The 16,162-nt window shown below is 39.5% G+C and carries 27 protein-coding genes; 15 read left to right on the top strand and 12 right to left on the bottom strand.

Features of this window, described 5'->3' with window-relative positions:
* Positions 1 to 12 precede the first annotated feature (12 nt).
* From ACOI22_RS13705 to ACOI22_RS13690, 4 genes are all read left to right on the top strand, one after another.
* Positions 13 to 324: a cupin gene (locus ACOI22_RS13705; protein ID WP_420672684.1), complete on the top strand. Its 312-nt coding sequence runs from the start codon at positions 13 to 15 to the stop codon at positions 322 to 324.
* A gap of 63 nt (positions 325 to 387) precedes the next feature.
* On the top strand, positions 388 to 771 hold the full coding sequence (locus tag ACOI22_RS13700; RefSeq protein WP_420672683.1) for a hypothetical protein: 384 nt from the start codon (positions 388 to 390) through the stop codon (positions 769 to 771).
* A gap of 130 nt (positions 772 to 901) precedes the next feature.
* On the top strand, positions 902 to 1,273 hold the full coding sequence (locus ACOI22_RS13695) for a hypothetical protein (protein ID WP_420672682.1): 372 nt from the start codon (positions 902 to 904) through the stop codon (positions 1,271 to 1,273).
* A 34-nt stretch (positions 1,274 to 1,307) separates the two neighbouring features.
* Entirely contained in the window at positions 1,308 to 1,571 is a 264-nt protein-coding gene (locus ACOI22_RS13690) for a hypothetical protein (RefSeq protein WP_420672681.1), read from the top strand.
* A 68-nt stretch (positions 1,572 to 1,639) separates the two neighbouring features.
* Here ACOI22_RS13690 and ACOI22_RS13685 read toward each other — a convergent pair whose 3' ends face one another.
* Positions 1,640 to 1,957 carry a CcdB family protein gene (locus tag ACOI22_RS13685; RefSeq protein WP_420672680.1) on the bottom strand — a complete coding sequence of 106 codons (318 nt, stop codon included), beginning with the start codon at positions 1,955 to 1,957 and terminating at the stop codon, positions 1,640 to 1,642.
* On the bottom strand, positions 1,957 to 2,202 hold the full coding sequence (locus ACOI22_RS13680) for a type II toxin-antitoxin system CcdA family antitoxin (protein ID WP_420672679.1): 246 nt from the start codon (positions 2,200 to 2,202) through the stop codon (positions 1,957 to 1,959). Before ACOI22_RS13680 ends, ACOI22_RS13685 begins: the two co-directional genes overlap by 1 nt.
* A 159-nt stretch (positions 2,203 to 2,361) precedes the next feature.
* Here ACOI22_RS13680 and ACOI22_RS13675 point away from each other — a divergent pair, with 159 nt between their 5' ends.
* The 10 genes from ACOI22_RS13675 to ACOI22_RS13630 all read left to right on the top strand — a co-directional run bounded on the left by ACOI22_RS13675 (position 2,362) and on the right by ACOI22_RS13630 (position 7,302).
* Complete coding sequence (locus ACOI22_RS13675) at positions 2,362 to 2,943, top strand: hypothetical protein (protein WP_420672678.1); 582 nt, start codon at positions 2,362 to 2,364, stop codon at positions 2,941 to 2,943.
* 75 nt (positions 2,944 to 3,018) lie between these two features.
* The gene (locus ACOI22_RS13670; protein WP_420672677.1) at positions 3,019 to 3,423 is read left to right on the top strand and encodes a hypothetical protein; all 405 of its coding nucleotides are present in this window, start codon (positions 3,019 to 3,021) and stop codon (positions 3,421 to 3,423) included.
* 53 nt (positions 3,424 to 3,476) lie between these two features.
* Positions 3,477 to 3,932 carry a hypothetical protein gene (locus tag ACOI22_RS13665; protein WP_420672676.1) on the top strand — a complete coding sequence of 152 codons (456 nt, stop codon included), beginning with the start codon at positions 3,477 to 3,479 and terminating at the stop codon, positions 3,930 to 3,932.
* A gap of 131 nt (positions 3,933 to 4,063) precedes the next feature.
* Positions 4,064 to 4,417, top strand: coding sequence for a DUF4870 domain-containing protein (locus ACOI22_RS13660; RefSeq protein ID WP_420672675.1), 354 nt, complete (start codon positions 4,064 to 4,066; stop codon positions 4,415 to 4,417).
* Positions 4,418 to 4,544: 127 nt separating this feature from the next.
* Positions 4,545 to 5,222 carry a hypothetical protein gene (locus ACOI22_RS13655; protein ID WP_420672674.1) on the top strand — a complete coding sequence of 226 codons (678 nt, stop codon included), beginning with the start codon at positions 4,545 to 4,547 and terminating at the stop codon, positions 5,220 to 5,222.
* 134 nt (positions 5,223 to 5,356) lie between these two features.
* Positions 5,357 to 5,620: a BrnT family toxin gene (locus ACOI22_RS13650; protein WP_420672673.1), complete on the top strand. Its 264-nt coding sequence runs from the start codon at positions 5,357 to 5,359 to the stop codon at positions 5,618 to 5,620.
* Positions 5,610 to 5,876: a type II toxin-antitoxin system BrnA family antitoxin gene (gene brnA, locus ACOI22_RS13645; RefSeq protein WP_420672672.1), complete on the top strand. Its 267-nt coding sequence runs from the start codon at positions 5,610 to 5,612 to the stop codon at positions 5,874 to 5,876. The genes ACOI22_RS13650 and brnA overlap by 11 nt, the downstream gene beginning before the upstream one ends.
* 41 nt (positions 5,877 to 5,917) lie before the next feature.
* Positions 5,918 to 6,427 (top strand): hypothetical protein, encoded by a 510-nt coding sequence (locus ACOI22_RS13640; protein WP_420672671.1) that lies wholly within the window; start codon positions 5,918 to 5,920, stop codon positions 6,425 to 6,427.
* A gap of 120 nt (positions 6,428 to 6,547) precedes the next feature.
* Positions 6,548 to 6,958, top strand: a complete 411-nt coding sequence (locus ACOI22_RS13635; protein ID WP_420672670.1) for a hypothetical protein — start codon at positions 6,548 to 6,550, stop codon at positions 6,956 to 6,958.
* 35 nt (positions 6,959 to 6,993) lie between these two features.
* Positions 6,994 to 7,302: an SHOCT domain-containing protein gene (locus ACOI22_RS13630; protein ID WP_420672669.1), complete on the top strand. Its 309-nt coding sequence runs from the start codon at positions 6,994 to 6,996 to the stop codon at positions 7,300 to 7,302.
* A gap of 180 nt (positions 7,303 to 7,482) precedes the next feature.
* Here ACOI22_RS13630 and yghU read toward each other — a convergent pair whose 3' ends face one another.
* The 10 genes from yghU to ACOI22_RS13580 all read right to left on the bottom strand — a co-directional run bounded on the left by yghU (position 7,483) and on the right by ACOI22_RS13580 (position 15,392).
* A complete protein-coding gene (gene yghU, locus ACOI22_RS13625; protein ID WP_420672668.1) occupies positions 7,483 to 8,337 on the bottom strand; it encodes a glutathione-dependent disulfide-bond oxidoreductase in 855 nt (284 codons plus the stop codon).
* Between the two features lie 144 nt (positions 8,338 to 8,481).
* Positions 8,482 to 9,084, bottom strand: a complete 603-nt coding sequence (locus tag ACOI22_RS13620; protein WP_420672667.1) for an IMPACT family protein — start codon at positions 9,082 to 9,084, stop codon at positions 8,482 to 8,484.
* Positions 9,085 to 9,089: 5 nt separating this feature from the next.
* On the bottom strand, positions 9,090 to 9,809 hold the full coding sequence (locus ACOI22_RS13615) for an HAD-IA family hydrolase (protein WP_420672666.1): 720 nt from the start codon (positions 9,807 to 9,809) through the stop codon (positions 9,090 to 9,092).
* On the bottom strand, positions 9,806 to 10,705 hold the full coding sequence (locus tag ACOI22_RS13610; protein WP_420672665.1) for a tyrosine recombinase XerC: 900 nt from the start codon (positions 10,703 to 10,705) through the stop codon (positions 9,806 to 9,808). The genes ACOI22_RS13615 and ACOI22_RS13610 overlap by 4 nt, the downstream gene beginning before the upstream one ends.
* A 4-nt stretch (positions 10,706 to 10,709) precedes the next feature.
* Complete coding sequence (locus tag ACOI22_RS13605) at positions 10,710 to 11,405, bottom strand: DUF484 family protein (protein ID WP_420672664.1); 696 nt, start codon at positions 11,403 to 11,405, stop codon at positions 10,710 to 10,712.
* Entirely contained in the window at positions 11,402 to 12,271 is an 870-nt protein-coding gene (gene dapF, locus ACOI22_RS13600; RefSeq protein WP_420672663.1) for a diaminopimelate epimerase, read from the bottom strand. Before dapF ends, ACOI22_RS13605 begins: the two co-directional genes overlap by 4 nt.
* Positions 12,272 to 12,274: 3 nt before the next feature.
* The gene (gene lysA, locus ACOI22_RS13595) at positions 12,275 to 13,525 is read right to left on the bottom strand and encodes a diaminopimelate decarboxylase (protein ID WP_420672662.1); all 1,251 of its coding nucleotides are present in this window, start codon (positions 13,523 to 13,525) and stop codon (positions 12,275 to 12,277) included.
* 2 nt (positions 13,526 to 13,527) lie between these two features.
* On the bottom strand, positions 13,528 to 13,689 hold the full coding sequence (gene lptM, locus ACOI22_RS13590) for an LPS translocon maturation chaperone LptM (protein ID WP_420672661.1): 162 nt from the start codon (positions 13,687 to 13,689) through the stop codon (positions 13,528 to 13,530).
* Between the two features lie 69 nt (positions 13,690 to 13,758).
* Positions 13,759 to 14,859 carry an MJ1255/VC2487 family glycosyltransferase gene (locus ACOI22_RS13585; protein WP_420672660.1) on the bottom strand — a complete coding sequence of 367 codons (1,101 nt, stop codon included), beginning with the start codon at positions 14,857 to 14,859 and terminating at the stop codon, positions 13,759 to 13,761.
* Positions 14,860 to 14,867: 8 nt separating this feature from the next.
* Positions 14,868 to 15,392 carry a phosphatase PAP2 family protein gene (locus ACOI22_RS13580; protein ID WP_420672659.1) on the bottom strand — a complete coding sequence of 175 codons (525 nt, stop codon included), beginning with the start codon at positions 15,390 to 15,392 and terminating at the stop codon, positions 14,868 to 14,870.
* A gap of 252 nt (positions 15,393 to 15,644) precedes the next feature.
* Here ACOI22_RS13580 and rraA point away from each other — a divergent pair, with 252 nt between their 5' ends.
* Complete coding sequence (rraA, locus tag ACOI22_RS13575; RefSeq protein ID WP_420672658.1) at positions 15,645 to 16,130, top strand: ribonuclease E activity regulator RraA; 486 nt, start codon at positions 15,645 to 15,647, stop codon at positions 16,128 to 16,130.
* Positions 16,131 to 16,162 lie beyond the last annotated feature (32 nt).

Raw genomic sequence — 16,162 nt, 5'->3', positions numbered from 1 at the left:
AAAGGAACTATAGTGGAAGTAATTAGAAGTAAAGAGTTCACTGCAAGTAAAGCATGGGGTGCAAAGGATATTGCCAGTATGAACGGTATTACCACTCGTTTGCATTGGACTGACAAACCTTACAAGTGGCATGTAAATGACGGCGAAGAAGTTTTTGCAGTAATGGATGGTGTTGTTGAAATGCTCTACAAAGAAAACAGCGAGGTTAAGTCTGCAGTTTTAAACCCGGGAGATATATTTTTTGCATCAGTTGGAACTGAACATGTTGCTCACCCTAAAGGCCAAGCTAGAATTTTGGTGGTAGAACGAGCAGGCAGCGTATAACAAATGCATCAAGCGGATTTCGGCAAGAGCGGCCACCACCGGTTATAGAAAGTGTTATACACAATGCGCAAAATCAGGAAGATTCAAATAAATAAAACTAAAACGTCTCTTCTATTTTCTGTTTTCATAGGCACCTGTTTATTAACAATAAGTGCAGTTGCTTCATCAACAATAGAAGGCGTTTGGAAGCATCCAACAAAACCAGCTCTAATCGAATTCAATTTAACAACTGGTGTAGCAAGTGTTAAAGAACACCAGACTCATAAACAAAACTCTGGCCTCACAATCATCAAAAATATTGTTCAATCAACAGAAACTGAGTGGGTTGGGGAAATGTACAATGGCTACAAAGACAAATATGTATTCGTCACAATCAAGTTAAATGACACATCGCTATCTGTCTTCGACTCCGAAAACAGTGAAGTGCTTAAACTTATTAAGGAGTAGCCTTGTGTATAACAAAAAAATCAAGCTTGCCCGCTGCGCGGGCTGGGACGCATACACGCAGGGCGGCTTCGCTATTATGCCCTGCTTGCCTGCGCCCCTTATTTAAAAGTTATGTTCGAAAAGGAATATTATGTTTAGAATTTTAAAGTTAGTAATTATAGTTTTTTCTTTCGCTAGTTTTTACTTGTTCGCTGAGAATATTGACGACAAAGCGCAATTAGAAAAATTGGTTGTAAAATATGAGGCGGCGGTTGATTTAAGCAAAGAATGCATATCTTCCAAAATGAAAAACATTTCGAGTTGCAAAACGTTTGAAAAGGTTTATCTCGCTGAGTTAAAGGACAGCTTTGCAGCGTTTACAGCTAACTTAGGTTCATACATAGAACTAGATGTCGACATCACCTTGCGTGGAGTGGCAGCTATAACCTCAGCAACTGAAGCGGTGCTTGATATTTACGCACATAACAAAAACATTAAGACGGCCGATTCACAAGAGCGGTAAATCGCCGATTATGTGAGTGTTATGTTTGGAGGCAGTGGTTGAGAACGGAGAATTTTTTCAAAAGGAACTAGATGTAAAAGGAGTGGCATTTTTTAATGAAATATATGACAAGTGGTTAGTGGGTTTGCGAATTGATCCGGAACATAAGCTGATTCAAGGTAATGTTACATCACTTAAAGATGGGCTTATTGAGCTTTATAATTTTCAGAAGAAACGACAAATTGAACATAAGAAAGTGAGTGTGAAAAAAATAAAAAATGAAAAAATAAGTGCAAAAAAGTGGTGGAAGTTTTGGTGAGATTAAAACGTAAAACAAATTAATGAACCGGATGCTGGCAAGAGCGGGCAACGCCGCTTAATTTGGTGTTATATGCCAGTAATAGCGAAATCTATCGCATCTATCAGCAGTTCTCTAGCAGATTTCAAGGTTCCTACTGGATCTTTGAGTTTTTCCTTTGGAATAGATGTTAACTGCTGAGTCATAAACATATAGTTACGACCATCAAAATTTATTTCGGGTGTTAGTTTTTTCATGAACATGGTCGGCTTCATGCTCACCGCCGTCAGAGGAACAACTAATCTCGTAGCTAATTCATCTATAACTTCATTCTGTATGTCGACTAGGTATGGGTACGCTGCTTTTGTAATCCTGCTTGGATTTGAATAGACATCGAATTGCGGCATTAAAACTCCCTGTATTCATCACCTAAACAACCATTCTCAACGACAAATTCGTTGTAAGCTGAGACTGCTGCTTGGTTTTCCTTTTTCCATTTTTCGCTTTCAATAGTTTTGAGTTTTTCACTAAGTGCTTGCTCTAATGTTGCTGACAAGTTAAGTTGTAAGCCTCTAGCTTTTGCCAGTAAATCACTATTGAGGCTTAAATTAGTCGCTTTTTTAGGTGCAGCTATATCGTAGAGGTCAGCCATTGAATATCTCCAAAGTATTTTTATCAGATTATACGCATAGTAATGCGCATTTAACAGCATCGTTGCCATACAAAACAATTAAGACAGATTTTCTCGAAGAGCGCGTGAAAACCGCTTATTGTAAGTGTTAACTGCCATGGAGGCATAAAGGAAGTTTGTATGAGAATGTTTTTCGTTATTTTTTTATTGGGTCTTTGTCAGGATGCTTTTTCCCAGCATTTGTTTTCGAGTAAGCATAGCACTCCAAGTGGCAATGCAGAAATGAACTCATTTATGGTCAATTGTGAGGACGACTGTTATTTCACAGTGTTTTTGGAAGTTACTAAATTAGACTTTGAAAGCCCAGCTGAATCTGGAGCAATGTTCCGTGTGTGGGATGAAACGCGGACAAAGTATGTTTTATTTGGTATCAAGGCTAATAAAGAAACGATGACTCCACAGATAACAATTGTTTCATCTAATAGTGAGTCTGAAAAGGCATTAGTTCCGTCTGAATTAGGAGCATTTGAAGGATTTCAATTTAAATGGAAGGGCGGTAAGTTTCGGCTAAACATCTTACGTAGAGTCAAAATGAATGGGTACTCTCAAATAAAAGAAAGTGATATATTTTTCGAAGACAAATTATTTTTTAACCCACGATCAGTTGAGTACCTCTTTTTAGGTGCTGATTTAACGCAACATATAGATGCTTCATCACAGAATATAAACTCTGAATGGACTCGGATGGTAAATGGCAGTTAACAAAACAATCAAGCGGATATTGGCAAGAGCGGCCAAAACCGCTTAATTTGGTGTTATACGTAGGTGGACTTTGATTTGGCTTTTCAATCAATTCATTCAAGAATAAATATTGATTCAGCTATATTTACGTTTGGGTTACTGAAAAATAGTGGTAAATATGGATATCGTATTCATTGTGCCGGATCGGATTCATACAATGTTGATGTGGTGAACCCTTTGAATCTTAACGCACTCAAGGAATTAATTGGCGCTTTGGAAAAGTTAGGGCCAGGCAGTTCGATTGCAACTATAAAACTAAGAGTCGGCGTAGTCACGACTGTTAAGTTACGTTTCAAAGGTTATTGTGAGCCTGAAGGGTTTAAAGTAAAAACTTCTATATCAGGCTTCTTACTTTTTAGCATGCATAGTTTCACCAGTTCTTATTGCAGTAAATCTGACATTCTAAGGTTAATAGTTAACTTGAAAAAGTGTTATGAATAAAAATCGCACGTATAACAAATGCATAAGCGGATTTTGGCACTAATGGAGTAGAAATGAAAAAGGTATTTAAATATTTAGCCATAGGATTGTTATCTATAGTGCTTTTTATAGTCGGTATAGGTGTTTTTGTGTCGACGAAAACTGTAGATAATAATCAAATCTTCGTCCCTTTTATCAATCAAGTAATGCCCAAGTTGACTAAGTGGGAAATAGTAGAATACAAAAATAATTTTGCAGAGGAGGTTTTTTCAGCTTCTTCACAAGAGCAATGGAATCTGTATCTTAGCAAGTTCTCTAAACTAGGAAGTATCGTGTCTATTGGCGATCCCGAATTAATAAACTTCAAAACAGTTTCGTCGATCAATGGTTCGAGCAATACTTCGGCAACTTATTTGGTACCAATTACTTTTGATACGGGCTTAGCTCATGTTCAACTAAGTATGCAGGCTAAAGATGGCGAAATAAAAATCTATAATATTAAGTTTTTATCAGATATCTTAATGAAGTAGCCGGATCGTGCATAACAAAACCGTGAACCGGATTTTGTAGGTGTCCGTTTTAACGGGTCAAGATCATTTTGGCAAGAGCGGTTTTCGCCGCTTATCGCAAGTGTTAAGTTTACTAGCATAGGATTGAGAAAATGGAATTAGATGAAACTAAAAATGAATATAAAGTTTGGGCTATTTTCTGTCACTTAATTTCTTTTATAAGTTTTGGTATTCCTTTTGGTAATTTTATAGGTGTATTAACTTTATGGTTACTTAAAAGAAAAGAGTCAGACTTGGTAAATGAAAATGGTAAAGAAGCCATAAACTTTCAAATCCTATGTTATTTAGTAGGTACAATTTGCTTTCTGCTGTGGCCGTTTGGTTTTGGAGTTGTTATAGCCTTATTTTTTTGTATTTATGCATGTTTTGAAATAGTCCTTGCAGCAATCAAGGCTAATCAAGGTCAGGTGTACAGGTATAGATATTCACTAAGGCTAATAAAGTAATCTAACAATCACATTAAAACGCTCGTAACCTCGCTGGGACGCTAACACATGGGCTGCGTCACTTCGTTCCTAATTGTAGCCCATGTGTTATCGCCCCTTAGTGGGAAGTTAGCTACACGAGGTAACAATGAAGTTATTTTTTGCGCTTATATTGACATCAAATTTTGCTTTTTCTACAGAAGTGATTCCTACAATTGAGTGTGGAGAATATAGAGCAGATCCTCATCCTGCAAAAATGACTTTTGACCTTGCTCTGGAATCTAAGTTGTCTTTCGACTATCCAAGTTTCTTTCACAAAGTCAAGCATTTACCAGAGAGCGAACCACAGTGGCTTTACGAATTAATTGACCTCACAACTTACAAGTACAAAAAGACTTTCCCAAATTCACAAAAAAGGAATGAGGCAGGTAAAACACCTATAGAAGAATTAACTATACAACCAAGCTTCGCTGTGCGTTTTGAAAAATCAGTTATTGCTGGCTTTAATAATGGCGAGTTTGGAGGTGAAATCGTTAGAATAGATGAAAATGGGAACGTAACTCTTATCAAGAATATGAATATTGAGGACATTTATGTAATTGAGGGTGGTCTTTTGATAGTTTCAGGTATAGCTCATTTATCAACTAATAAAGGGATTCTTTACCTTTTGGATAAAGAATTTGAGTTACATAAGTATTATGGGTTGATAGGTGCACCTGTGTCATCATGGCTATTAAATGATGGCTCAATACTTATTAATTCTTATGATAGTGGCTCTCAAGTTTTTAACAACGATTACACCTTACAACGGGTGTCGTGTGGCTAACAAGGCGCTTAAGGGGACAATTACATGGTGCGGCTTCGCCATTATAGCACCATGTAATTGCCCCTTAGCTAAGTGTTAGCTTCCCTTCAAATTTATCTTGCTGTTTTTTCTAAATAGGTATAATTTCTATACCTATGAAAAGTTTTGAATATGATGAACAGAAAAGTATATCCAACTTGTCAAAGCATGGTATCGATTTTGAGAATGCTCAAAAGCTATGGATGGACGATTATCACATTGAAGTGAGAGTGCAATTTGTTGAGGAACCGAGGTATATCGTTGTTGGTCTTATTGATGATAAATTTTGGACCGCTGTAATAACGTATCGCGGTGATTTGATACGCATTATTTCGGTGCGACGCTCAAGAAAAGCAGAGGTGGCACTTTATGAAAGCTAGTGATTTCGATAAAAAGTTTGACGACAATCAAGAAGATATTATTGATGACTTAGATTTATCTACTGTGCGTCGACCCAATCAACCACTTAAACGTGTAAATGTAGATTTTCCAAGTTGGATGGTCAAATCTCTGGACAGGGAGGCATCAAGAATTGGTGTTACTCGCCAATCAATTATAAAGGTTTGGTTAGCCGAGAGACTAGAGGCTGGGGAAGCTAACAAAAACATGAAGACGGACAGCCCAGAAGAGCGGTAAATGGCCGCTTATTGTAAGTGTTATGTCACAAGGAGAATTTTTTGAGATTTTTAGTTTTAATAATTTTATCAATATCATTTGGTGTTCAAGCTTCTAACTTGGACTTTAAAGTTGATGAAGGTTTTATGGGCGCCAAATGGCTTGACTCTGAAGAAGAGGTTATAAAAGCTTTAGGTGAACCAAACGGTAAGTTCAAAATTAACAAAAACCGTACCTTATTAATATACGGAAAATCTTTGTCTTTATTGATTTCTCGAAGTCAGCTCAGAGAAATCAAAATCGGCGATGTTTTTTCGTTTAATTATAGAGATTTACCATTAACTAAAAATAGCAATTTTGTTGGAAGCAATTTTACGATTAATGGCGAGCGTTTTATAGAAGAGGACTTCTCGCAAGTACAAAAGGCTTTGGGCATAGAGTTGGGCGAGCCAGATTACAATAAAAATGTCGGCACAGATGACGTTGCTATTACGTTGTCTTTTAGCAGTATGAGTATGGGTGGAGGAGACTCTTTTCGTCTAGGCTCAGCTACATTTACCTACCAATTGTGACATAACAAAAATTCAACAGGGGTGCCTAGCCCATGTTATGCCGTTTGCATTTGCAATCGGCTCGCCATAATCTGGTAACTCGTTAAACAAGTGTTACGTACTTTAAGGAAGTTTTAGAATATGGACATTATCTTCGATATTAAATCAACTAACGATTGGGCATCTTCGGTAAATAAAGAAATTGAAAAAGATTATCCCGAATATTTTGCAACGAATCCAAAGATAGGAAGTGATGCATGGTGGGCGCTTATTGAGGAAGATGTAGCGAAAGGTAAAATAACTCATGTCGGTGAACGTTTCGAAGATGGCCAATTATTCGATTCAGTTGATATTCAACCTTTAGATGATGACTTTAGTGGTGATGAGTCATTTTTATCTCAACCTGAGTACAGCATCTATAGAGAAGACTTTTGGCTACATGAGTCTGTTCAGCAAGGCAAATTAGTACAAATAAAATCAGTGACTATATGTCCGAGCGGTGAGTTGGACGAAAATTCTATTTATTTGGAAACAGAAGTTTGTGTTTGGTAACGCTAAGTGATTATTCCGAATAAAAGGAGTTTTAGATGGCTATAAGTATTTGGCAAGTTGCAATTTTCTTGGTGGTGCTATTGCCACTTTTCTTCCTTCCGACATTCATCGCGTTAAAAAAGAACCACCCGTATAAGATACCAATTATTCTTGTTAATATTTTCGGTGCCGCTTTGTGGGGGCTAGGTTGGATTGTTGCTTTAGTTTGGTGTTTTATTATGCCCATCAAGAGTTCAAAGAATTCTTCTAGCTCAGCTGATGAAATACGGAAACTCTATGAATTGAAAGAGAACGGTATCATAACCGAGGAAGAGTTTGAGACTAAAAAAACAGATTTGTTGTAGAGTTACGGCGCATAACAAAAATCAAGGAAATATGTGAATGAAAATACTAAAGTTCGCGTTTTTTTGGGTTTGATTGCGGCAATTATTGGACTATCTGAGAAAAAACACCGTGCCAAGCTTAGCATTCAATGGCACAGCGTTTTCAACCCTTAACTTAATGCTTTTGCGAGTAAAACCGCTTTACTTGGCTAGCACTTCATCAATGTCACTTGCTGAGTTTCTGTCTTTTAGGCGCTCGTTTTCTTCGCCCCATACGCGGTTTACTATTCTGCCACGCTTTACGGCTTCACGCTTACCTACAGCGTTCGCCCATCGTAATACATTTTTGTAGCTACTAACGTCAAGAAATTCAGCTGCTTCGTACAAGTGGCCTTGCACCAAAACGCCATACCACGGCCAAATTGCAATGTCAGCAATGGTGTATTGATCGCCTGCTATGTAGGTGTTGTTAGCTAATTGCTTATCTAATACATCTAATTGACGTTTTACTTCCATTGCGTATCGGTTTATGGGGTATTCATACTTTTCGGGAGCGTATGCGTAAAAGTGCCCAAATCCACCACCTAAGAATGGTGCGCTGCCCATTTGCCACATTAACCATGACATTACCTCGGCTCTTTGGGCGGTATCGGTAGGAAGAAAGTGACCAAATTTTTCTGCTAAATGCACTAGAATCGCGCCCGATTCAAATACGCGAATAGGTGTATCACCTGATCTATCCAGTAGGGCTGGAATTTTTGAATTAGGATTAATGGCAACAAAATCGTTACCAAATTGTTCACCTTCTTGAATATTAACAATATATCCATTGTACTGGGCATCTGCCACACCAGCGTGTAGCAGTTCTTCTAACATAATGGTTGCTTTAACACCATTTGGTGTAGCAAGAGAATAAAGTTGGAACGGATGTTCGCCTATTGGCAGTTCGTGATCGTGGGTGGCACCTGATATCGGGCGGTTAATATTCGCGAATTTACCACCGCTATTTTTATCCCAAGTCCAAACCTTGGGGGGAACATAGGTTTCGTTTGTCATTATTTTCTGCCAGTTGTTAGAATGAATAGTAAGTATGCGACTGAATTGACATTTTTAAAGGCAATTTCAGTATTTTTGTCATAGCACTTAAACATGACGTAGATTGAAAAGTAATAATACGTTTAATCTAACACCATGATTGCATTAAGTATCTAATAGTTTATATACAAGTTGATGAGAGTCGCACATTGTTGAAAAAGTATCTATATTTGTTTGCGGTATAGCGCAGGTGAGGGTAACGTCTAAGGCGTAGTCAAATGTGTCAACACTGGCATCTACCAGCGAAAGTAAATGGCGCACAAACTGTTCATTATCGTATTGGCAAACCAGTTGAAAGTAGCGCATTTCAACAAAGGGGCTAGCATCTATATTATTTAACGCCAGTTGTGTTGCACTTGAATAAGCGCGCACTAGGCCGCCTGCACCTAGTTTTACTCCACCAAAATAGCGGCTGATTACCACTACTATATTACCCACTTCGCTATGCTGAAGAACATTTAACATAGGTTTGCCCGCTGTGCCACTAGGCTCACCGTCATCGTTCATAGCCATTGATATGGGTTGGTCAGGAAAGCCTAGCAAGTAGGCCCAGCAATGGTGGCGGGCATCAGGATACACGCTGCGGCGGCTTTCAATCACCTGCATGGCTTCATCGCGTGACTTTACCCCTTGTGCAAAGGCATGAAATTTACTGCGTTTTATTTCGTAAAGTACTTCATTAGGTTTATTGAGAACTAAAAATGGCATTGAATTTAGCTAACGAGTTGTAAGAGTTCGTGCAATGCATCAAGCTGTATATGGGGTAACACACTAAGCTTTTCGCGTTTTAAATCCATGCGCCTATCTACCGCTAGCCAAGCAGCTTGATACCCTGCGTTGATGGCGCCTTTTACGTCTTTATCAACATGATCGCCTACATGTAGTATATTCGCGGCTTTCAGGTTTAGAGCACGGGCGGTGTGGTCAAACATACTGCTATGGGGCTTCATAGCAAACTCACTATTAGCCTGCAATATGTAGGTGAAATACGGGGCTATGCCTATGGCTTGGCAGTCAACATTGCCATTGGTGATGGCAGTGATTGGGACTCGTTTAGACAGTTGTTCAAGAACCTCCTTCACTTCATTAGGTACAACAAAGTTACTACGCTGAGAGTAAAAGTGAGAAAAACTGTTTTCTACAGCTTCATTAATTTCACTGGCGTGCATACCGTTTTGAGCAAAAGCCTTGGCTAAGGATTGCCTGCGTAACTCACTCACATCATTGGCAATGTTCGGATTAGATTTCACAATTGCAGATTTAATCTCAAACCAATGAGCGCTTTGTAAATTTGCGACTAAAGGGTAGTGGGCGCTCAGGTAAGCACTAAGTGATTTTTCAGCGGCCGTAATGTAAGGCATGTTGTTATATAGTGTGTCATCTAAATCAAAACTAATAGCTTTGACTTTATTGAGTTTTTTATATGTGATCACTTTCGTTTTGCCCTTGGATGAGCTTTGTCGTAAACGTCGCTCAGGTGTTCAAAGTTTAAATGGGTATATACTTGGGTGGTAGATAAGTTTGCGTGCCCTAAAAGCTCTTGTACGCCACGCAAGTCGTTACTTGATTCCAATATGTGTGTAGCAAACGAGTGGCGCAAGGTATGTGGGCTTATTTGCTGATATAGCGTTTGATGTTTGGCCCACTTTTGCAGGCGATTAGCCACTTGCCTATTTGATAAACGCTTGTGTCGTATTGAAATAAATAAAGCCGGTTCCATCTCAAAGCTCAGTACTTCAAGCCGCGCTTCAATATACTGGTTTAAGGCAGCTTGTGCTTGGCGTCCCATGGGGAGTATGCGTTCTTTATTTCCCTTACCTAACACCTTTATTTGGCCGTCACCTAGCACATGATGTATGTCTAACGAGGTTAGCTCTGACAAACGCATTCCACAGCCATACATGAGTTCAAATATGCATTTATCACGCAAGCTGAGAAAGTCATTGCCTGCAAAATCAAGCAGAGCATTCATTTCATCAACGTTAAGTTGCTTAGGTAGGGGTTTGTCTTGCTTAACCGAATGAATGGCATCTAATGGATTGCTGCTTAGTACTTTCTTCTTGACTAAGTATCGGCAAAAAGTTCTAAAAACCGTCAGCCTTAAATTAATAGAGCGAGGCGAAAGCTTATCTTTTTGCGCGGCCATTAACACGCGCTTGGCTATATCCGAGGTAAGGCTCTGCCAATTTTGTATTTTGATGTCTTTGGCTATTTTGTATAGCTGGCGCTGATAATTGCTAACGGTGTGCGCTGATAGTTGGCGTTCAACTTTGCACTCATCAAGAAACTGCTCAATTGATGAATGCAAATTCGAATCAGATTCGTACATGGGCTTATTGCAGGCGTTGTACGTGGAAATTTAACGACAAACGCAAGAAATCAAGCAGCATGGTATCCATATTTGGACCGAAATGGGTGGCTTTGCTACTGGCTATTGCTAATAAGCCAAGTGTTTCGTCATCGCCTATACGAATTAGCGCCACTGAATTTGCGGAAGCATTTGGAAACAGTGTTTCTTTCTCTATTTTGCCTAAACGGCCCAAATAAAAAGGTGTTTTCGATAACTTTTTCTCAAACAAGGCGTGATGCTGAATTTCAGATAATAAAGCCTCTTGCCCTTCTTTGGGTTTTAACAACAATAGGTTTATGTCTTCAAGGCCTAAGCCATCTATTAGATATTCTTGCAACTTCAGAATAAGCTTGTCGACCGTATTTGCCTTGGCAATCTCAATATTGAGTTTTGCGTAGTTGGTATAAATACGCTCGTTGCTTACCGCGTTGTGAATAAGTTGGTCTAATTGGTTTTTAAGTTGCTTGATTTTTTCGCGGTATTGTTCAATTTGAATTTGCGTTAAGGAAACAACGCCGTTGTTTTGCAGCGCAACTTGCATTTCTAATAGTAGGTCAGGGTTTTCAATTAAGAAACTTGGGTTATCACTTAAATATTGAGCCACTGATTCTGTGTTTAATGGGCTCGCCGCAGGCTCGTCTTCGGTGAGTTGAGCGTCTGCTTGATTTGTGTCGTTCATAAATAAAATTGTCCATCATAAATATGTTCTGCAGGGCCAGTCATCTTTAGAGCGGCATCGCCGCCTTGCCAGCGAATTTTTAATTCACCGCCTAAAAGCGTTACTTTTACGTCATTTCCAAGCTTGCCTTGAATATGACCCACTGCTACTGCTGCGCACGCACCTGAACCGCAGGCGAGTGTTTCACCAGCGCCACGTTCAAATACACGCAGCTTAATTTCATTTGCGTTTATAATTTGCATAAACCCTACATTAACGCCTTCAACAAAACGTTCGTGCTGGCCTAGCAAAGGGCCTAGGGTATTTATATCAATATTGTCGATGTCATCCACTTCGGTTACAACATGTGGGTTACCCATAGATACGGCGCCACAAAAGAAGGTTTGTTCACCGCTTCTAATAATATACGTGTTTTCTTGTTTGTTGGCTTTAAACGGTATTTGTTCGGGTTCAAAAATGGGCTTACCCATATTTACCGTTACCATATTATCTTTTTCGATATACAGCACCATTTTACCCGACTTAGTACTTACGCCAATTTTGTTGCGGTTAATCAGGCCCTTAATCTTCACAAATTGCGCAAAGCACCTTGCGCCGTTCCCACATTGAGACACTTCACTGCCATCGGCATTAAAAATCCGGTAGTGAAAATCTTGCTCTGGATCGTAGGGCGGTTCAACTAATAATAGTTGGTCAAATCCAATTCCAAAATTACGGTTTGCTAAGGCAATAATCTTTTCTTTAGAAAAGAAAACGCTTTGAGTGACGTTATCAATCACCACAAAGTCATTGCCTAAGCCATGCATTTTTGAAAAATTAACTAAGCTTCGTTTCGGCTTGTGAGCGAACTTTTGATTACTGTGCATGGTTTAGTCGGGAACCTTGTGTTCGCCTTTCCACAAATCGTGTAAAGTTTCTCGTTCACGCACTACAATGGTTTTTGCGCCATCTACCATTATTTCGGCAGCTCGGCATCGGCTGTTGTAGTTACTCGACATAACAAAGCCGTAGGCACCTGCGCTTTTCACGGCAAGTACGTCACCAGGTTCAATCACCAGTTCACGGTCTTTACCTAAAAAGTCTCCTGTTTCACAAACTGGGCCCACTACATCAAATGTTTTAGCAGTGCCGCTTCTTGTTATTACAGGCTCTATTTTTTGCCATGCGTTATATAACGATGGGCGAATTAAATCATTCATAGCAGCATCAACAATGGCAAAGTTCTTTTCTTCGCCTTGCTTTAAAAATTCTACTTTGGTAATTAAAATGCCAGCGTTTGCGGCAATGGCTCGGCCCGGCTCTAAAATAAGGGTAAGCTCTTCTCGGCCTACCATTGTTTGTGCCATAGCAGCGGCATACTCATTGGGATGAGGAGGCTTTTCATCATTGTAGGTAACGCCTAAACCGCCGCCCACGTCTAAATGTGAAATCACAATTCCTTTTGATGCTAGTTGGTCAATCAGTATTAATAAACGTTCTAGTGCATCAACAAAAGGGGCAAGCTCAGTAAGTTGAGAGCCAATATGACAATCCATGCCTTTTATTTCTAAGTTACCTAAGCTTTGAGCATACTCATATGCGCTAATAGCCTCATCTTTACTGATACCAAATTTATTTGCTTTAAGGCCTGTAGAAATGTACGGATGGGTATTTGCATCTACGTCAGGATTAATTCTTAATGAAATAGGCGCATTAAGATTTAAGCGTTTCGCTACTTTATTAATTCTATCTAGCTCAGGGATAGACTCTACATTGAAGCATTTAATAGCTTGCTTAAGGGCAAATTCAATTTCATCTTCGGTTTTTGCCACGCCAGAAAAAACGACCTTTTTAGGGTCACCTCCTGCCTGCATAACGCGTGCTAGTTCACCGCCTGATACAATATCAAAACCTGAGCCTAGTTTAGCTAATACCGACAATACGCCAATATTAGAATTCGCTTTAACCGCATAGCAAATTAAGTGTTTGTGAGTGCTCACTGCGTTGTTAAATGCATGCCAATGGCGCTCTATAGTGGCGCGAGAATATATATAAGCTGGCGTACCGTGCTCTTGTGCAATGCTTAGCACTGATACATCTTCAGCAAAAAGCTGTTCATTTTTATATGAGAAAAAGTCCATAATTATTGGCCTCCCACAGGTTCAGTTGTAGGATTTTCAACAGAAGACTCTGGCTGTGTTTTTGCTGGTTCGTCTTGCGGAATATATAAAGGACCACGTTGCCCACAAGCAGACAACAATAGCAGCAACACACAAAGTGCTACTGACTTTCTTGCATAATACATAGTAGATTTCAAAACAAATATAATTAGGCTAACAGTGCCTTGAGCGGGGCAAAAAAGCAACCCTTTCGATTATATATTTGCTTGTTGTAAGCGGTCTAGCTTCTGCTTTACATGTACCGGAAAAGTGACTTCTTGCCACAAAGAATTGCAGATTTGGCTAGTTTGCTTCCAATTACCCTCTGCAATCCAGTCAACCAAGGCATTGCAATTAGTGGGATAATCAACGCGAACGCCTTGTTTAGTCTGTAGCCAATCGTCTATTTGCTCGGCATTTATGCTATGAATAACATCACACAAACCTAGCTTTTGTAGGGTGTAAGCATTTGATAATTGCTCATATTGCTTTTGTAATGGTTTTACTAGCAATGGCTTGCCCAAACTTAAACACTCGGTTGACAGTTCAAAACCGCAATTACTTACTACTCCTGAACATGTGAGTAAATCGTGCTTGAAGCCACTGGTTGAAAGTGGTTTAAAGTGAATGTTCGCGTCTTTATAGGCATGACTAATGCTGGGGTGATAGCAAGTGAATTTCCATTCACTTATAACTTGCAGCTGCTCCTTAACAATATCAATAGATTCAAAAGGCAAGTAAACCAGTATTTGGTCATTTTCTATATTTTGGAAGCGACTTTGCGCGGCGTGCTTTTTAAGTTCGCTTGTGACGAAAGGCGGAATAATGTTGTATCCAAAGTGATACCAATGCGTTCCTAGGTTATATTGGGTGGGTGCAAAGTGCTGAGTAATAATTTTGTCTATAAAGGTTTGGTTTTGCTTAGGCACATGATTAAGAAAAGCAGCCTGATGGCTAACTGACAGCGATGGCACGCCTTGCCTTTTTGCAGCCCAAGCCGTTATAGGCTCAAAGTCGTTCAAGACCAAATCATAAGATTTTACCTGAGTACCTTTAATATCTTTTATAAATTTGAATAAATTGTTTTGCGTGAGCGTTTTTGTATGATTAATGCGCCCAGCTTCAGTCACAAAGCTTAAGCCTTGTTTGGCAGCGTACTCGTTAAATACTTCCATATCGAAAAAATTAGCTTTATTGCGGCCACTAAAAAAGTAATCAACCTGAATGTTTTCGTTAGCCGCAAAAGCTGCGGCCATATGGCGTGCTCGCGTAATATGACCGTTACCAGTTCCTTGAATACCGTAAAGAATTTTCATTAACGAAATTACCCTAAAATAGAGATACTAACTTGAGCAATAAACACACCTAAGGTGGCGCCAATTATTACGTCTAGCGGAAAATGAACACGTAAAACTAAACGCGAAGCACCAATTAATGAGGCCCAAATAAACGCGACCGCTGTAAGTGATGGATAAAACTGGCTTACTACTGTTGCCATTAAGAAGGCTGCTGCAGTATGGCCTGATGGCAAACTAAATTTATCAGAAGGGATAATTAGTGCATTTAAGTGATGCAAGTAATCGCACGGCCTTGGGCGTTTAAATACGTGCTTCATGGCTAGGTAAATAGGGATTTCCAATACATATGCCATAATGGCGGTGAACACAAATACACTACCGTGCTCGGTATCTAAATAGTAGAGCAAAAAAGCAATGGGGGCGTAAAAATAACCATCGCCGGTTTTTGATATGTAGAAAAACAACTTCGGAATACGTTTTTCGGGTTGAATGCTGGGTAGAGTCGCAATCCATTGAAATACTCTTTCATCTAATATTGCTAATCTTCTCATCTAACACCTAGTAGTGATGGTAGCCACTGATATGCTCGAACAATATATGAGCAATATGAACACTTTGTGACGGTAGTGCGAAGCTATTGTTACAATCAAAGTTACTATGCAATTTATGACGTGAAGTAGATGGCCAATACACATGCTTATTAGCATGCAGACTTTTGTAAAGTGAGTATTTTGCCATGTACGTTTGTAGATTAAATGTGCTACTGTAGGCGCGAAAATTTCAATTTTAAGGTTTAAAACAAAATGGAATGTAATACATCTGAACTTTGCGACATGTTTGCTGAAAATATTGATGTAGTTGACCCTGTGTTTTCTAGTTTTGGGGCTAGGCTGTCTTACAGTGGTGAAGTTACAACCGTAAAATGTTTTGAAGACCGAGGGCTAGTAGACAAAATACTGGCCACAAACGGTTTGGGTAAAGTCTTGCTGATTGATGGCGGCGGTTCACTGCGCCGTGCAATTTTAGATGCAGACAGCGTTCAGCTTGCAATTGAAAACGATTGGGAAGGCATTATTTGCTTTGGTGCCCTGCGCGATATTGATTTACTAGAAGAAATGGATATTGGTATTCACGCCCTAGGTGCTATTCCTGTGAGCGCTGAGAGCCGCGAAATAGGGGACTTAGATATTGCGGTTAACTTCGGGGGTGTCACTTTTCTACCCGAGGATTTTGTTTACGCAGATTCCACCGGAATTGTCTTGTCAGGTGAAGCCTTAGACGTAGATTAAGTTATTGGCTTGCGCGCACAGCAGCAAGCCAA

It is taken from the genome of Glaciecola sp. 2405UD65-10 (assembly GCF_048820975.1).
Taxonomy (GTDB): domain Bacteria; phylum Pseudomonadota; class Gammaproteobacteria; order Enterobacterales; family Alteromonadaceae; genus Glaciecola.
This window is presented reverse-complemented; position numbering and strand designations above follow the sequence as displayed.

What these genes read in the sequence shown, in the direction of transcription:
- ACOI22_RS13685 (WP_420672680.1), bottom strand. Translation starts at nt 1,957, where the DNA reads ATGCCGCAATTCGATGTCTATTCAAATCCAAGCAGGATTACAAAAGCA.
- lptM (WP_420672661.1), bottom strand. Translation starts at nt 13,689, where the DNA reads ATGTATTATGCAAGAAAGTCAGTAGCACTTTGTGTGTTGCTGCTATTG.
- dapF (WP_420672663.1), bottom strand. Translation starts at nt 12,271, where the DNA reads ATGCACAGTAATCAAAAGTTCGCTCACAAGCCGAAACGAAGCTTAGTT.
- ACOI22_RS13675 (WP_420672678.1), top strand. Translation starts at nt 2,362, where the DNA reads ATGAGAATGTTTTTCGTTATTTTTTTATTGGGTCTTTGTCAGGATGCT.
- ACOI22_RS13650 (WP_420672673.1), top strand. Translation starts at nt 5,357, where the DNA reads ATGAAAAGTTTTGAATATGATGAACAGAAAAGTATATCCAACTTGTCA.
- rraA (WP_420672658.1), top strand. Translation starts at nt 15,645, where the DNA reads ATGGAATGTAATACATCTGAACTTTGCGACATGTTTGCTGAAAATATT.
- ACOI22_RS13665 (WP_420672676.1), top strand. Translation starts at nt 3,477, where the DNA reads ATGAAAAAGGTATTTAAATATTTAGCCATAGGATTGTTATCTATAGTG.
- lysA (WP_420672662.1), bottom strand. Translation starts at nt 13,525, where the DNA reads ATGGACTTTTTCTCATATAAAAATGAACAGCTTTTTGCTGAAGATGTA.
- ACOI22_RS13580 (WP_420672659.1), bottom strand. Translation starts at nt 15,392, where the DNA reads ATGAGAAGATTAGCAATATTAGATGAAAGAGTATTTCAATGGATTGCG.
- ACOI22_RS13680 (WP_420672679.1), bottom strand. Translation starts at nt 2,202, where the DNA reads ATGGCTGACCTCTACGATATAGCTGCACCTAAAAAAGCGACTAATTTA.
- ACOI22_RS13585 (WP_420672660.1), bottom strand. Translation starts at nt 14,859, where the DNA reads ATGAAAATTCTTTACGGTATTCAAGGAACTGGTAACGGTCATATTACG.
- ACOI22_RS13620 (WP_420672667.1), bottom strand. Translation starts at nt 9,084, where the DNA reads ATGCCATTTTTAGTTCTCAATAAACCTAATGAAGTACTTTACGAAATA.
- ACOI22_RS13660 (WP_420672675.1), top strand. Translation starts at nt 4,064, where the DNA reads ATGGAATTAGATGAAACTAAAAATGAATATAAAGTTTGGGCTATTTTC.
- ACOI22_RS13605 (WP_420672664.1), bottom strand. Translation starts at nt 11,405, where the DNA reads ATGAACGACACAAATCAAGCAGACGCTCAACTCACCGAAGACGAGCCT.
- ACOI22_RS13700 (WP_420672683.1), top strand. Translation starts at nt 388, where the DNA reads ATGCGCAAAATCAGGAAGATTCAAATAAATAAAACTAAAACGTCTCTT.
- ACOI22_RS13695 (WP_420672682.1), top strand. Translation starts at nt 902, where the DNA reads ATGTTTAGAATTTTAAAGTTAGTAATTATAGTTTTTTCTTTCGCTAGT.
- ACOI22_RS13630 (WP_420672669.1), top strand. Translation starts at nt 6,994, where the DNA reads ATGGCTATAAGTATTTGGCAAGTTGCAATTTTCTTGGTGGTGCTATTG.
- brnA (WP_420672672.1), top strand. Translation starts at nt 5,610, where the DNA reads ATGAAAGCTAGTGATTTCGATAAAAAGTTTGACGACAATCAAGAAGAT.
- ACOI22_RS13655 (WP_420672674.1), top strand. Translation starts at nt 4,545, where the DNA reads ATGAAGTTATTTTTTGCGCTTATATTGACATCAAATTTTGCTTTTTCT.
- ACOI22_RS13610 (WP_420672665.1), bottom strand. Translation starts at nt 10,705, where the DNA reads ATGTACGAATCTGATTCGAATTTGCATTCATCAATTGAGCAGTTTCTT.
- ACOI22_RS13635 (WP_420672670.1), top strand. Translation starts at nt 6,548, where the DNA reads ATGGACATTATCTTCGATATTAAATCAACTAACGATTGGGCATCTTCG.
- yghU (WP_420672668.1), bottom strand. Translation starts at nt 8,337, where the DNA reads ATGACAAACGAAACCTATGTTCCCCCCAAGGTTTGGACTTGGGATAAA.